Source organism: Salimicrobium humidisoli (assembly GCF_002295105.1).
Lineage (GTDB): Bacteria > Bacillota > Bacilli > Bacillales > Halobacillaceae > Salimicrobium > Salimicrobium humidisoli.
In genome coordinates, this window is record NZ_NSGH01000004.1 from 62,024 (window position 1) to 76,776 (window position 14,753).

General features: G+C 51.9%; 16 protein-coding genes. 14 read left to right on the top strand and 2 right to left on the bottom strand.

Annotation, left to right across the window (positions count from 1 at the left end; all coding sequences use genetic code 11):
- Positions 1–24 precede the first annotated feature (24 nt).
- From atpD to CKW00_RS03580, 8 genes are all read left to right on the top strand, one after another.
- Positions 25–1,419, top strand: coding sequence for a F0F1 ATP synthase subunit beta (atpD, locus tag CKW00_RS03545; protein WP_095821411.1), 1,395 nt, complete (start codon positions 25–27; stop codon positions 1,417–1,419).
- Positions 1,420–1,487: 68 nt separating this feature from the next.
- On the top strand, positions 1,488–1,892 hold the full coding sequence (locus CKW00_RS03550) for a F0F1 ATP synthase subunit epsilon (protein WP_008590457.1): 405 nt from the start codon (positions 1,488–1,490) through the stop codon (positions 1,890–1,892).
- 201 nt (positions 1,893–2,093) lie between these two features.
- Complete coding sequence (locus tag CKW00_RS03555; RefSeq protein WP_008590456.1) at positions 2,094–2,327, top strand: DUF1146 family protein; 234 nt, start codon at positions 2,094–2,096, stop codon at positions 2,325–2,327.
- A gap of 266 nt (positions 2,328–2,593) precedes the next feature.
- Positions 2,594–3,889 (top strand): UDP-N-acetylglucosamine 1-carboxyvinyltransferase, encoded by a 1,296-nt coding sequence (gene murA, locus CKW00_RS03560; protein WP_095821493.1) that lies wholly within the window; start codon positions 2,594–2,596, stop codon positions 3,887–3,889.
- A gap of 203 nt (positions 3,890–4,092) precedes the next feature.
- Positions 4,093–5,088 (top strand): rod shape-determining protein, encoded by a 996-nt coding sequence (gene mreB, locus CKW00_RS03565; protein ID WP_095821412.1) that lies wholly within the window; start codon positions 4,093–4,095, stop codon positions 5,086–5,088.
- 28 nt (positions 5,089–5,116) lie between these two features.
- Entirely contained in the window at positions 5,117–5,938 is an 822-nt protein-coding gene (locus CKW00_RS03570; protein WP_095821413.1) for a flagellar hook-basal body protein, read from the top strand.
- Positions 5,939–5,987: 49 nt separating this feature from the next.
- Positions 5,988–6,824 carry a flagellar hook-basal body protein gene (locus CKW00_RS03575; RefSeq protein ID WP_095821414.1) on the top strand — a complete coding sequence of 279 codons (837 nt, stop codon included), beginning with the start codon at positions 5,988–5,990 and terminating at the stop codon, positions 6,822–6,824.
- A gap of 18 nt (positions 6,825–6,842) precedes the next feature.
- Positions 6,843–7,085 carry a DNA-directed RNA polymerase subunit beta gene (locus tag CKW00_RS03580; protein WP_008590447.1) on the top strand — a complete coding sequence of 81 codons (243 nt, stop codon included), beginning with the start codon at positions 6,843–6,845 and terminating at the stop codon, positions 7,083–7,085.
- A gap of 14 nt (positions 7,086–7,099) precedes the next feature.
- Here the strand turns inward: CKW00_RS03580 and CKW00_RS13560 are convergent, their stop codons facing one another.
- Complete coding sequence (locus tag CKW00_RS13560) at positions 7,100–7,246, bottom strand: lmo0937 family membrane protein (RefSeq protein WP_143023826.1); 147 nt, start codon at positions 7,244–7,246, stop codon at positions 7,100–7,102.
- A 111-nt stretch (positions 7,247–7,357) separates the two neighbouring features.
- On the opposite strand from CKW00_RS13560, the gene fabZ reads away from it, so the two are divergent.
- Complete coding sequence (gene fabZ / locus CKW00_RS03585; protein ID WP_093106510.1) at positions 7,358–7,780, top strand: 3-hydroxyacyl-ACP dehydratase FabZ; 423 nt, start codon at positions 7,358–7,360, stop codon at positions 7,778–7,780.
- A 50-nt stretch (positions 7,781–7,830) separates the two neighbouring features.
- Here the strand turns inward: fabZ and CKW00_RS03590 are convergent, their stop codons facing one another.
- The gene (locus CKW00_RS03590; RefSeq protein WP_158221268.1) at positions 7,831–8,721 is read right to left on the bottom strand and encodes a nuclease-related domain-containing protein; all 891 of its coding nucleotides are present in this window, start codon (positions 8,719–8,721) and stop codon (positions 7,831–7,833) included.
- 76 nt (positions 8,722–8,797) lie between these two features.
- On the opposite strand from CKW00_RS03590, the gene CKW00_RS13660 reads away from it, so the two are divergent.
- From CKW00_RS13660 to CKW00_RS03610, 5 genes are all read left to right on the top strand, one after another.
- Positions 8,798–8,971 (top strand): hypothetical protein, encoded by a 174-nt coding sequence (locus CKW00_RS13660; RefSeq protein WP_158221269.1) that lies wholly within the window; start codon positions 8,798–8,800, stop codon positions 8,969–8,971.
- Positions 8,972–9,081: 110 nt separating this feature from the next.
- Positions 9,082–9,699: a hypothetical protein gene (locus CKW00_RS03595; protein ID WP_233129702.1), complete on the top strand. Its 618-nt coding sequence runs from the start codon at positions 9,082–9,084 to the stop codon at positions 9,697–9,699.
- Between the two features lie 89 nt (positions 9,700–9,788).
- On the top strand, positions 9,789–10,931 hold the full coding sequence (locus CKW00_RS03600) for an efflux RND transporter periplasmic adaptor subunit (protein ID WP_095821417.1): 1,143 nt from the start codon (positions 9,789–9,791) through the stop codon (positions 10,929–10,931).
- Entirely contained in the window at positions 10,932–13,997 is a 3,066-nt protein-coding gene (locus CKW00_RS03605; RefSeq protein ID WP_095821418.1) for an efflux RND transporter permease subunit, read from the top strand.
- 215 nt (positions 13,998–14,212) lie between these two features.
- Entirely contained in the window at positions 14,213–14,548 is a 336-nt protein-coding gene (locus CKW00_RS03610) for a helix-turn-helix domain-containing protein (protein ID WP_095821419.1), read from the top strand.
- The last annotated feature ends 205 nt before the right edge of the window (positions 14,549–14,753 follow it).

The window sequence follows — 14,753 nt, forward strand, 5'->3', positions numbered from 1 at the left end:
AGTTAAGTTAGGAGGGAATAGCAGATGAGTGTTGGACGCATAACACAGGTTATGGGACCGGTCGTAGACGTCACTTTCGACGATGGCCAACTCCCTGATATTAACAACGCTCTCGTTGTGGAACGGGATGGCAGCGAAGATTTGACATTCGAAGTAGCTCTTCACCTCGGTGACAATGCTGTTCGTACCATTTCCATGGGCTCGACAGACGGAGTGCAGCGAGGACTTGAAGTGAAAGATACAGGCGGTGCAATCAACGTACCAGTAGGGGACGTAACGCTTGGCCGCGTATTCAACGTACTTGGTAACAACATCGACCTCGACGAACCGCTTGCGAGTGACGTTCGCCGGGAACCGATTCACAGACTGGCGCCTACGTTTGAACATCTGGCGACAGAAACAGAGATTCTTGAAACGGGTATTAAAGTCGTAGACCTGCTCGCCCCTTACGTAAAAGGTGGTAAAATCGGTCTCTTCGGCGGTGCCGGTGTAGGGAAAACAGTACTTATCCAGGAACTGATCAACAACATCGCACAGGAGCACGGAGGTATTTCCGTATTCGCAGGTGTAGGGGAGCGTACCCGTGAAGGGAACGACCTTTACTACGAAATGAAAGACTCCGGTGTTATCTCGAAGACAGCGATGGTGTTCGGACAGATGAACGAACCGCCTGGCGCCCGTATGCGTGTCGCGCTTACAGGACTTACGATGGCTGAGCACTTCCGTGATGAACAGGGGCAGGACGTACTGCTGTTTATTGATAACATTTTCCGTTTTACCCAAGGAGGTCTGGAAGTTTCCGCCCTGCTTGGACGTATGCCTTCCGCTGTTGGTTACCAGCCGACTCTGGCAACGGAAATGGGTCAGCTTCAGGAGAGAATCACGTCCACGGACAAAGGTTCCGTAACATCGATCCAGGCGATCTACGTACCTGCCGATGACTATACAGACCCGGCTCCTGCGACGACGTTCGCCCACCTCGATGCGACGACGAACCTGGAACGTAAGTTGTCCGAGCAGGGTATTTATCCTGCCGTGGACCCGCTTGCTTCCACGTCCCGTGCCCTTGACGCAGATATCGTGGGAGAAGAGCATTACAACGTTGCGCGTGAGGTGCAGCAGACGCTGCAGAAATACAATGAACTTCAGGATATCATCGCCATTCTCGGTATGGATGAACTTTCGGATGAGGATAAACTCACGGTTTCCCGTGCACGCCGCATTCAGTTCTTCCTTTCCCAGAACTTCCACGTTGCCGAGCAGTTCACCGGCCAGAAAGGGTCCTACGTTCCTGTATCGGAAGCTGTAAAAGGTTTCAAGGAGATCCTTGCCGGTAAACATGACGACATTCCGGAAGACGCCTTCCGTCTTGTCGGCCGTATTGAGGACGTTGTAGAAAAAGCGAAGAACATGGAGTAAGTACAGGAAGGATGACAGGTGTCTCTTAAGCAGGCACTTGTTATTCCATTGCCGAAGGAGGTAGATCCATGAGCACACTAACAGTGAGTGTTGTTACTCCTGACGGCCCGGTATTAGAGGAAGATTTCAATATGGTCAGTGCCAAGGCGGAAAGCGGTGAACTCGGTATTTTGCCCGGTCACATCCCAATGGTAGCTCCGCTTACGATAAGCGCGGTGCGACTGAAAGGGGACGGCGATTCCCGGAGAATAGCTGTAAGCGGCGGATTTCTTGAAGTTCGTCCCGACAAAGTAACGATCTTGGCGCAGTCGGCAGAACTTCCCTCGGATATCGATGTGGAACGTGCCCGAAAAGCGAAAGAACGTGCGGAACGCCGCCTGAAAGAAAAGCAGGACGATATTGATTTTCGACGGGCAGAACTGGCACTTAAACGGGCAATGAACCGTCTGGATGTATACAATAATAATTTTTAAACTGCTTTCCCGAGGGAGAGCAGTTTTTTTTGTTGCAACTTCTCTTCACATCCTCTAAGCTAATGAAATGACCGTGACCGTGTGGAACGGGGATTCTCTCCTCATCAATGCGGAAAGAAAAACATACACCCCCAAGAAAGAACGGGTACGTCCCGAAATGATTTACTATTTCCCGGGAAATGTCGAAGGAGGAAATTTACGATGGAAGATGTGTTTGTCCAGGAAGCACTGATGAGTATGACTTCTCACCTTATTTTTATAGTAATCAGCTGGTACGCTCTCCAGTCGCTGAATCTGGATGGATTGTTCCGGAAGGGGAAAGTGTTCGAAGCCAGAATACTGGTGATATTTCTTACGATTGCAATAGGAACGACCGTGAGCAGATTCTTCCTGGATTTTCTTTCGTGGTCTAATAGTCTCACGTATCTGTTTTGACAGAAAAGCGTTTATCGGAGAAATATGTCGGGAAACTGTTTATTGAACAACATTTGAAGAAAAAAGTAATTTTTGCATCCCATCGCCAAATATCCCACTTTTAGCCCTTGTGTTTTTGTTGACAGTGGTGATACGATTAGTGTTGTTTTGTTTGTGTGAAAAAGGTCACTAATGTGAATTGAAGAAACTTTTGATGAAAATTGGAACTGTAATTAATGATGGGTGAATATGATAACTAAGAATCTCGACGCAGAGGAGAATGTATGGTGGAAAAAATCATCGTCCGCGGTGGCGGCAAACTGAACGGTAGTGTAAAAGTAGAAGGTGCCAAGAACGCCGTGTTGCCTGTGATCGCAGCAAGTATTATTGCAAGTGAAGGAAAAAGTGTATTGCATGAAGTCCCTGACTTGGCGGATGTAACGACGATTAATCAAGTCATCTCTCACATGAATGCCGAAGTGAGAACTTCCGGAAATACGGTGACAGTGGATGCGTCCCAGCCGCTTAAGACGGAAGCTCCTTTCGAATACGTGCGTAAAATGCGCGCTTCCGTACTCGTACTCGGCCCGCTCCTTGCCCGCTACGGGCACGCTAAAGTAGCTCTCCCCGGCGGATGTGCCATCGGGTCACGCCCGATCGATCAGCATCTGAAAGGTTTTGAAGCTATGGGCGCCGAGGTGACGGTCGGAGACGGTTATATCGAAGCGAACACAAACGGCCGTCTGAAAGGCGCGAAGATTTATATGGATTTCCCGAGTGTCGGTGCCACTGAGAATCTCGTAATGGCAGCAGCTCTCGCGGATGGAAAGACCGTAATTGAGAACGTAGCGAAAGAACCGGAAATCGTCGACCTGGCCAACTACCTGAACAAGATGGGGGCCAACATCGTCGGAGCCGGAACGGAAACGATAAAAATCGACGGGGTCGAAAAACTCCACGGTGCGGAACATACGATTATCCCGGACCGCGTCGAAGCGGGGACTTTCATGGTCGCAGCGGCCGTCACGGGCGGAAACATTCTGCTTGAGCGTGCGGAAGCGGAGCATTTGAGAGCCGTTATTTCAAAACTTGAGGAAATGGGCGTATCTGTCGAAGAAGAAGGCGACGGTCTACGTGTCATTGGACCGGAACAGCTGAAAGCGACAGATATCAAAACGATGCCGCACCCCGGTTTCCCGACAGACATGCAGTCGCAGATGATGGCGGCCATGCTGAGGGCGGAAGGTACGAGTGTCATTACGGAGACGGTATTCGAGAATCGTTTCATGCACGTGGAAGAATTCCGCCGTATGAACGCTAAACTGCGGATTGAAGGCAGAAGTGTCATCGTTGATGGCCCTTCGAACCTGCAGGGAGCGGAAGTCGAAGCGACCGACCTTCGTGCCGGAGCAGCACTCATACTCGCAGGACTCGTTGCCGAAGGTGCCACCCGTGTAACGGAGCTTCGTCACATCGACCGCGGTTACGTTGATTTAGCAGGAAAACTCGCAAGTCTCGGAGCAGATATAGAACGTGTTGCTGTCCCAAAGTCTGAGCCTCAGGAATCATTATCAACATCATAATTCATAACAAATCTGAAGCATCGCCCCCGTGGCGGTGCTTTTTTTCGATAATCTGCGGGTGGACGTTTATTTTTTTGGAAAAATAAGACGAAATTCTTTATATTATGATAAAATAATGGAATAGATGCGTTCTTAATATCATATAAACAGTCGCTCGGTTAGGATGGTTGTTCAGTATGGCAAGACTGGGAGGTTCTTCACTCATGTTTGCTGAGGAGATAGGAGTGGATCTGGGTACTGCCAATGCAGTGATATACGTGAAAGGAAAAGGAATTCTGCTTAAAGAACCTTCTGCAGTTGCGGTGGACCGGAGAAAGGATGCCGTAATCGCAGTAGGTGAACCCGCACAGCGGATGCTCGGCCGTTCGCCGGAGCATATTGAAGTGATTCATCCTCTCCGGGAAGGGGTCATTGCAGATTTTGACACAACCGAAAAAATGCTCAGATATTTTCTCGAAAAAATAAAAGTTCAGCGTCTGTTAAGCAAACCCGGCGTGCTCATCTGTCATCCGGCCGATATAACGGAAATAGAGAAGAAAGCCCTGCTGGAAGCGGCAGAAAAAGCCGGCGGGAAGAAGATCGAGCTGGCCGAAGAGCCGAAAGTGGCAGCCCTTGGCGCCGGAATGGATATTTTTCAGCCCGACGGCAACATGATCGTCGATATCGGAGGAGGAACGACCGGGGTCGCCGTGCTTTCCATGGGAGAAATTGTGTCGGCCCGTCTGATCAGAGGAGCGGGGGATAAATTCAGCACCGATCTCACTACGTACATAAACAAACGATACGCTCTTCAGACAGGGGAGCATACAATCGAAAAAGTGAAGAAAAATATTGCTATAAACGCGGACGCCGGTGAGAGCGATAATATACAGGTGGAAGGTCTTGATATCATCACCGGACTGCCCCGGGTCATTACAGTCACTTCCGGTGAACTGACAGAAGCTCTCGAAGAGTCGCTCGGGATGATTACACGCACGATAAAAGCCGTTCTGGAAGATACACCTCCGGAGCTGACGACTGACGTAAAAGAACGCGGCATCGTTCTGACGGGGGGAGGAGCTCTGATGAAAGGACTCGGGGTCCGGTTTCGGGAAGAACTTAATATGCCCGTATTTGTCTCTGAAGATCCGCTCCATAGCGCAGCAAAAGGCGCCGGAATGATGCTTGAGGGTAATTTCAGAAGAAATAGAAGGACGTAAACTTAAAAAGGGAAGGCAGGGGAGGCTCATGCTTCGTGGATTTTACAATTCTGCATCGGCGATGGTGGCGAATCAGCGATATCAGGAGACACTGACCAACAATATTTCAAATGCAAATACGCCGGGGTACAAGCAGGATCAGGGAGTGAAACGGGCCTTCCCGGAAATGCTCATTAAAGAGTCGGGCCGGCTGCAGCTTCCTGTAAAAAGCGGCCTGAGCCTCCCGCAGGACCGGGGTATCGGCTCAATGCACACGGGAATGTATCTTCAGGAAACCGTACCTTCTTTTACGCAGGGGGGACTCAGGGAAACAGGGACCGCGACAGACATGGCTCTTCTCCAGAAGGGCGCGCCGGATGAAACAGGGTTCACGTTTTTCAACGTCCGGAATGAAGATGGCGATACCCGCTATACGCGGAACGGAAATTTCACCGTGGACGGGGAAGGGTTTCTTACCACGAATAAAGGCAACTACGTACTGAACGCCGAAGGGAACCCGGTCCAGACCGGAGGCATGGAGTTTACGGTACGAAATGACGGTACAGTTGAAATAGACGGAGAAGAAGAACCTCTCGGCATTACGTACACGCCGGATGCTTCCCAGTTTATAAAAGAAGGGGATGACCTGTTCCGGGCAGGGGAAGATGCTGTAACGGAAGAGGCCCGGGGGAAAGAGGATATGGAGTTCGAAGTCAGGCAGGGGATGCTTGAACGGTCGAACGTCGATGCCCAAGCCACGATGACCGAAATGATGAGTAACTACCGGTCCTTTGAATTGAATCAGCGTGTGCTGCGTGCCTACGACCAGAACCTGCAGTCGGCCGTCACCGAAATCGGCAGAGTCCAGTGATGATCTTATTGAACGGGAAACCGGGGAAGAATAGAGGAGGAGGGAAACTGTGGTAAATCGTGCAGTGATGCAGTCAGCCGTAACGATGGGCCAGGTGCAGCGAAAGCTTGATATCATCGGACAGAACATTTCAAATGCGAACACGGCCGGATACAAATCCAGGCAGGCCGATTTCACTTCACTTCTCACTCAGAACATAGACAACCTGAAAGATAAAGAAGCTGCTGTCGGACGCCGGACGCCGGATGGAATCCGTCTCGGATCAGGTGCCCGGCTCGGACATACGAACCTCGATCTGAAGCAGGGGACGGTCCGGACGACGGACAGGGAACTCGATCTCGCGCTTTTGAAAGAGCGTCATCTGTTCCGTGTTCAGGTGCCGACGGAGGCAGGAAACGAAACGCAGTACACACGGGCCGGGAACTTTTACTTTTCGCCGGTGGAAAATGATCAGCTTATGCTGACGACGGGGGAAGGCCACCCGGTTCTCGGGGACGACGGAGAGGAGATCCGCCTCGATAACGGTTTTGACGACTTCACGATCTGGGGAGACGGCTCGATTTCTGTGAAGAGAGGCGACCGTGAAGAGACGGAAGCAAGTATAGGTATCGCGGAGGCCATCCGTCCGCGCATGCTCGAGGAAACGGAAGGGAACCGTTTCCGTCTGCCTGATACAGAGGCTCTCGGATTTAACGAAGAGGAGATCCTTGCTGCTGTGGAAAATGAAGATCGCTCCGTCCGCAGCAATTCATTGGAGGCATCGAACGTGGATACCGGACAGCAGATGACCGGGATGCTCCAGATGCAGCGGGCCTATCAGTTCAACGCCCGGGCTTTATCGACGTCGGATGAAATGATGGGACTCGTCAATCAGTTGCGATCCTGAATATAAGGAGATTTATGTATGGTAGAAAATACGAGAAAGAACTACAGAAAGAATAAAACGAACGAAGCGAAGACACGGAATAAGAGACGGAGAGCACTCCCGATCTGGCTGCGTCTCATCATTGTCGTGCTTCTATGCCTGCTTGCGCTCGTCGTCGGGCTGATGATCGGTTACGGCGTCATAGGCGGAGGCAATCCGCTTGAAGTGTTCGACTGGTCGCTGTGGCAGCAGATCATCGATATCATGACTGGAGCAGAGTGACGGATCACTCTGCTCTACTTTTTCCCTGTAACCATTTGAATAAGTCTGATGACGATAAGAACGATGGCTGCGATGACGAGCAGATGAATGATAGCTCCAAGATCGATGACGAAGCCGACCAGCCACAGTATCAGGAGAATAACTATTATTGTCCATAACATATCTTTCCACCTCCTTCTTAACGTTCTATACCCTTACTGGGAGAATCGGCAAACCTTTTTGCGTTCCACAGAAAACATACTTATAATGTAGAAAAAAAGGAGAGTATACATATGCTTGATATTAATGAAATCAAAGAAGTCATTCCGCACCGCTACCCGTTTCTGCTCATCGATGAAGTCGAGGAGCTCGAAGAAGGCGAGCGGGCGGTCGCTTATAAAAATGTAAGCGTCAATGAACCGTATTTCCAGGGCCACTTCCCCGACTATCCGGTAATGCCGGGAGTACTGATCACGGAAGCGCTGGCCCAGACCGGTGCTGTCGCTATGCTGAAGAAAGAGGAGAACCAGGGGAAACTCGCCTTCTTCACCGGCATCGACAAGTGCCGCTTCAAACGTCAGGTGAAGCCCGGGGATCGTCTGAAGCTGGAAGTGGAAATCGTCCGGCTCAAAGGCCCGATGGGTAAAGGGAAAGCTGTTGCTTCCGTAGACGGCGAAGTCGCCTGCGAAGCGGAAATCATGTTCGCCCTGAAATAAAAGGAAGCGACCTCTCTACGGGAGGTCGTTTTTGTTTGGGACTAAACAGTTTATACGTAGTGCACACCGCGTCCTTTCCCTTTTTCGTTAAAACGACGGCTCAGCACGCGTCTTAACTGTTTGTCGGAAGCGACGCGGCACCAGTCCCGCGCCGAAGAAAGAGTGAGCCGCACCTCCGGAAAAAGCAGAAGGAAGTCCTCCAGCGCTTCATAAATGAGCCGGTCCGCCGGGTAAAGACTGCTGCAGTCCGGGCAGAAGAACGTTCTGGATTGCCGGCGTACGGGTCCGGCGCAGTCCGGACAGAACAGATTTTTGTGCAGATCTCTGCAGGGGACCTCCTGTTGTGCAGGCGGCTCTTTTTTATGCAGGTGACAAAGCAGATCCGCCAGTTTGTGGTGGGTGTCCATCAGAGAGCCGGGAGCGGAGAGACTTGTGAGATGATTTTTCCACTGCGGGAGAAAAAGAAAAGAATCGTTTACGGGGGCGTGGTACAGGAAGAAATGAGGGTGAGGGAAAACGACGTAAGCCCGGACCGGAAAGGAGTATCCGTGTTCCTCGAGCAGCTGGTGCAGCAGGGTACGGGCGCGCATAAGCTGGTGCATGGGATTGAGGATCACTTTGCCGCCGGAGAGTTTGAAGTCCCCGTCCTCATAGAGGAAATCGCCGCTGTAGTATTTCACTTCGTACAGATAAATCGCATCCGGACGGATGAGCAGCGTATCCAGCTGGAAGATGGAACTGCGGCAGTTCAGGCGCAGGTCGTGAAGCTGAAGTGTCTCTTTGGACACGGTTCCGGTCATCCTATCGAAAAGCTGCTCCCCTTCCCATCCTTTTTCGAGCCGGCTTTTCTGCAGCAGATCCTCCTCCGTCAGCGTTCTTCTTTTCTCCAGCGCGTGCAGAATCTTCAACTGGACCGGCCTGTCCCGTTTTTTTCTGATCAAATGCATCATCCTTTCTGTATGCTTCTTCATTATTATACCTTAAGGAAAAGAAATCGGTACGGGAAGTTCGCCCGAAGTGAGGAATCGTGCCGTTCAGATCCACTTTTCCTGTCCGAAGGTCACGAAACAGCGGGAATCGTTACGTTCAGGGCGCCTGATCCGTCACGAAGGGCACGATTACGGCAGAAACGTTACCTTCAGCGAAAAAATAAGCACCCGAAGGGCACGATTCATGCTCCGGACGGCATAAATTTTGTCACAGCGGGGTAAATTTCCTAAATAGATTGGAAAAACCCGTGACCTTCTGTAAAATAGGGAACAGTAGAGGATTCGAAAACTAAAGTCGGGGTGAGAAAAATTATGAAATATCGTGCATCACAGGAACTCACATCAATGATCATTGGTGATTATGAAGAGTTGATCAACGCTATTCCGGAAGAGAAAGTTGCCGTATATCTGTATACGAACCGCATGTACCATTCTACATACGTGCCGGAAGACGGGCTTTATCAGTTTGTGTTCCGTCATTTTTACAGACTGGAGAACCCGAGCCTGACTCAGGATTTCAAGGACAGGTTCTTTGACCTGATGGAAGGCGTGCGCGGAGAGACGCGTCCGAACGTCTACCGTATTACGAAAAGCCTGTATGAAGTGGCGAACCACAAGGGCGCCTACACGCTGCAGTTCCCTCTGGCGACAGCGATGCTGCACGCGATAAACCCGGCCTTCCCGCACTACGATACCCAGGTATTCAAAGCTTTTGACTTCTCGTCTGCGTATCATTTGTCCGGGTTCTACAAGAAGATGAAGCGGTATATCGATCAGTACCGTCACATGTACGAAACGTACCAGAAACTGATCGATCTCGAAGAAATGCAGCCGGTGTTCGATCATTTCGACGAACGGTTCGGAGGGTATCAGCTTCCGGTCGAGAAAAAAATAGATCTGATCGTATCACAGCTTGGCTCTACGTTATAAAATGATGGGCTGTCGCGTACAGGCGGCAGCTTTTTTTCTGATAAAATGAGAGCGGTTTTATATTTTTCACACTGAAGGAGTATGCCCCCATGAAACGAGGAATTTTACTTTCGCTTTTGCTTTTGCTGATACTGCTGGCCGCCTGTTCAAGTGACGAACCGGAAGAAGAAAAGAAGCGGGTCACCCCGGTGGAGACAGAGGAAATAAGAGAAGGTACGTTTACGGTGGAGCGGGAAATCCTCGCCCGGGCCGAGCCTTCTGCCACGTCCCCTGTCGTCCCCGGCGCGCCCGGAGAAATTACGTTTATCAGTGTAGAAGAAGGAGACAGAGTGGAAAGAGGAGACGCGCTTGCTGAAATCACTCCCGGGCAGGGAGAGTCCCAGGTGGAACTTCAGGAAAATGCCCTTGCTCAGGCCAGGCAGCAGCTGGATCAGGCAATCGCCTCCCGTGATGACGCGGAAGAAGCTGTGGAAAGAGCCAGAAGTCAGGAAGCACCGGAAGGTCTGAGCGGGTTACTCGGACCTTCAGAGCAGGAGCTCGAAGGCCAGGTGGCTCAGGCCGAACAGCAGCTCAGCCAGGCCAGGTCCGCGGTGGAGTCGGCACGGCTCCAGGTGGAACAGGCGGAAATTCAGCTGGAACAGGCACGGGAGCAGTCGGGACCTGAGACGCTGACGTCCCCGAGGAGCGGCGTAGTCACCTCCATTCAGGGAAACGTCGGGGACATGGCCACGAACCAGCAGCCGTTCGCAACGGTAGTGTCGCTGAACCCTGCTCTCATTACCGCTTCGATTACGGCGGAGCAGCTTCCTCTTTTCGAAGAAGGAGCGAAGTATGAGGTGGACGTGGAAGCATCCGAAGAGCCGGTGGAAGCGCAGCTGACGAATGTCGCCACCGTGCCCGGGGACACGGGTCTTTACAGCGTGGAAGCGGAAATCTCCAATCCGGACGGTGACATCAAACCGGGCACGACGGCTGTGTTTCAGCTGCCGGAGACGGTCGTCGAGAACACGACGATTATTCCTACAGAAGCGCTCGTTGAGACTTCGGACGAAACTTTCGTTTATAAAGTGGAAGAGAAGAAAGCTGTCAAAGTGCCGGTATCGGTGGAGTCCTCGCAGACGGAAGAGTCGGCGGTCACCGGGGACGTCAGCGACGGGGACAGCGTCGTCACCTCCGGTCAGATCACCCTGACGGACGGGGCGGAGATCCGCATCATCGGGGAGGACGAATAGATGAAGCTCGTACAGACGTCCATCAAACGCCCCGTCGGTGTCATTATGATCGTCGCTGCCATACTCGCTCTCGGGTTCGTCTCCCTCAGGAACCTGACGATCGATCTGTACCCGGACATCGACCTGCCGGTTGCGGTCGTGTCGACGTCCTATGAGGAAGCGGCCCCGCAGGATGTGGAACAGCTCGTCAGCCGTCCGATCGAAGGGGCGGTCAGTTCACTCGAAGGGTTAGAAGTGCTGCAGTCCCAGTCCCAGCAGGGAGCCTCCCTCATTTTTATGCAGTTTTCGACGGGAGTGGATCTTGACAGTGCCCTTCTTGAAGTGAGAGAAGCGGTCTCCCGGGTGTCGGGAGTGCTGCCGGAGAACGCCGGGGAGCCGAGCGTTCTGCGTTTCGATCCCCAGGCTCTGCCGATCATGACCATCGGATTGTCCGGGGACACGCCGGTGGAGCTTCAGCAGATCGCGGAAGACCAGATCGTTCCTTATCTGGAGCGGCAGGGAGGAGTCGCCTCGATTTCCGTCGAGGGCGGCCGTACCGAAGAAGTTCAGATTGAAATCGAAAGGGAAAAACTCGCCCGATTAGGCATCGACAGTCAGACGATCATACAGACTCTGAACGCTTCCAATCAGGCGGCGACAGCAGGGTCCGTCGATAAAGGGGATAAGAACCTCCGTATCCGTGTGAACGGGGAATTCGATTCGATCGATGACGTTAAAAATACCGTCCTGACGACGGAGTCCGGAGATCGTCTGAAGCTCGACCAGGTCGCCGTGGTGGAAAAAAGAATCGAAGACACCGGCACTGTCTCGGAAGTGAACGGGGAAACGGCCGTCGTACTGTCCGCTCTGAAAAAGACGGATGCGAACACCGTGGAGACGGCTGAAAACATCCAGACCGCGATGGATGAAGTAGCTCCCGAGCTGCCGGAGAGTGTCGAAATGAACACCGTGCTCGACACGTCGGAGTTCATCAAAGTCTCGATCAACAGTGTCATCGTGAACATCATTATCGGTGGTCTGTTCGCCGTTGCGGTACTGCTTCTGTTTCTGAAAAGTATACGGGCGACGCTCGTCATCGGAATCTCCATTCCGATCGCGATCATCTCGACGTTCACCCTCATGTATTTTACCGGGGAGACTCTCAACGTCCTGACGATGGGCGGACTGGCGCTCGGAATCGGGATGATGGTGGACAGTTCCATCGTAATCCTTGAAAATATCGTAAGCTACCGGCAGCGGGGCTTTTCGATGAAGGAGGCAGCGGAGGAAGGGGCCTCCGAACTGGCTCCGGCCGTTATCGCTTCCGCCACTACGACACTCGTCGTATTTCTTCCGATCATGCTGGTGGACGGAATCGCCTCCGAACTGTTTACACCGCTCGCCCTGACCATTTCATTCGCCCTGCTCGCTTCTCTCGCCGTTTCGGTGACGCTTATTCCTATGCTGTCCTCCAAACTTTTGACGAAGGCGATGCGAAACGGGAAGCGGTACTGGTTTGACCGGCTTCTCGGAAAAGTGAACCGGGGATACCAGCGGGTGCTCAGGAAAGTGCTGAAATTCCGCAAAACGACCGTACTGCTTACCATCCTGTCGATAGGAGGAAGTATAGCGCTCATCCCGCTCGTCGGAACGTCTTTTATTCCGGAATCCGATCAGGGCCAGATAGAAGTCGACGTGTCACTCGAGCGCGGAACGTCTCTTGAAGAAACGGAAAGCGTCACTTCCGATATAAGCGCCCGGCTTAATGAGTTCAGTGACGTAATTGACGTCCATTACCTGTCGGTCGGAAGCGGGGAGATGGGGCTGGCCGGCGGCAGTGCCGACCGGGCCAGTTACACCGTCCAGCTCGTGGACCCGGGAGAACGGGAGCGATCCACGCAGGAAGTGATGAAAGATATGGAGAATGATCTCGGTGATGTCGTCGGAGCCGAGGTCGAAGTGACGGAGATGAGTGCCGGGCTCGGGACCGGGGCTCCGCTCGAGGTGCAGATCAACGGCAAGGACAACGCGGTGCTGAACGAACTGGCAGAACAGATCGTGTTGATCATGAACGATGTCGAAGGGGTAGTAGCCCCCTCCTCGTCGACGGAAGACTCCGAACCGCAGCTCGACATCCAGGTCGACCGGAACAAAGCGAGCGGATACGGGCTTACGGAACAGCAGGTGATTTCACAGGTACAGCTGGCGTTCCAGGGACAGACGGCTACCCGGTACCGCGAAGGCGGGGAAGAGCTTGAAGTACGTCTCGTCACGCCGCTCGATGAGAGTGCGGGAATAGCTGAACTGGAAGGTACTCCGATAGCTGCGGCTTCCGGTGACCTCGTTCCTTTATCCTCCATCGCCGAAATTGAACAGGTTCAGGGGCCGGTCGCGCTGAACCGGGAGAACCAGCAGCCCCAGGTCAACGTCACAGCGGAGATCGGGGAGCGGGACCTCGGCAGTGTGACAGCCGACGTGGAAGAAGAAATTGATAAACTCAACTTCCCGGAAGGCTATACGTACGAAGTGGGCGGACAGGCCCAGGATATGGAAGAGGCTTTCGGAGACTTATCCGTCGCGCTTCTCTTCTCATTGTTCCTCGTATATGCGGTCATGGCCGTGCAGTTCGAGAACTTCCTGTTTCCGTTCATCATTATGTTCAGTCTGCCGGCGACCGTTGTCGGTGTAGCGGTCGGGTTATTCATCACCGGTCTCCCTCTCAGCATGCCGGCATTCGTCGGAATAATTATGCTTGCGGGGATCGTAGTGAACAACGCCATCGTTCTCGTGGACTATATCAACATTTTGAGGCGACGTTCGTACAGCCGGTACGATGCGATTCTCGAAGCGGGACCCGACCGGCTTCGTCCGATTCTGATGACGACGGTGACCACGGTGCTCGGTATGGTGCCGCTCGCTCTCGGAATCGGTCAGGGCGCGGAAGCCCAGCAGCCGCTTGCTGTGACCATCATTTTCGGACTGACGGTCTCCAGCTTCTTCACGCTGGTGCTGATTCCGGTCGTCTATACGTATTTCGATGATCTCTCCGTCAAAATCAACAGCTTTTTTCAGAAAAGAGTAGAATGAAGCTTTCCTTCCCTGAAGGGAGGCTTCTTTTTTAAGACTATTAAATTTTATTTACAAAAAGGTTTTGAAGGTTGATTAGAAAGGAATTATGGAGAATGTGAAGGAATTCGCCATGTACGGTTTCTGTGAAGTATTTCATCGATGACTTAAGCGGTACTTTATATAGAACATTACGCAATAATGTGCTATACTTTTTTAGAAAGAAGGTGAGAGATATGATAGGCGATCGTATACAGCATATAAGAAAAAACCGGGGGTACTCCCTGTCTGAACTCGCCGAGAGGGCGAACGTTGCCAAATCGTACTTAAGTTCGATTGAACGCAACATTCAGAAGAACCCGTCGGTTTTATTTCTTGAAAAGATTTCAAAAGAACTTGATGTCTCCATGAACTATCTTCTGCACGGAGAACAGCAGGACGTCAACGAGCCGCTGGATGACGAATGGATCAACCTGGTGAAAGACGCCATGAGCTCGGGACTCTCCAAGGAACAGTTCAAAGACTATCTGGAATTCAATAAATGGAAGTTGAATAAAAGCGATAAGGAATAAGTGCGCCCGGCAAGGCGGCACTTATTTTTTTATGAAAAACTATAGACTTTATTCGTGATTAAAAGTATAATGTTCTTAATAAAGAAAAACGTTTAACGAACATTCAGCCGGGAAACACTATAATGAAGACAGGGGCGGAAAGTTTTTCAAGGAATATATAGTTTTGCAGTGGTTTATGATATAATGGGAAATGATATTGAACGAG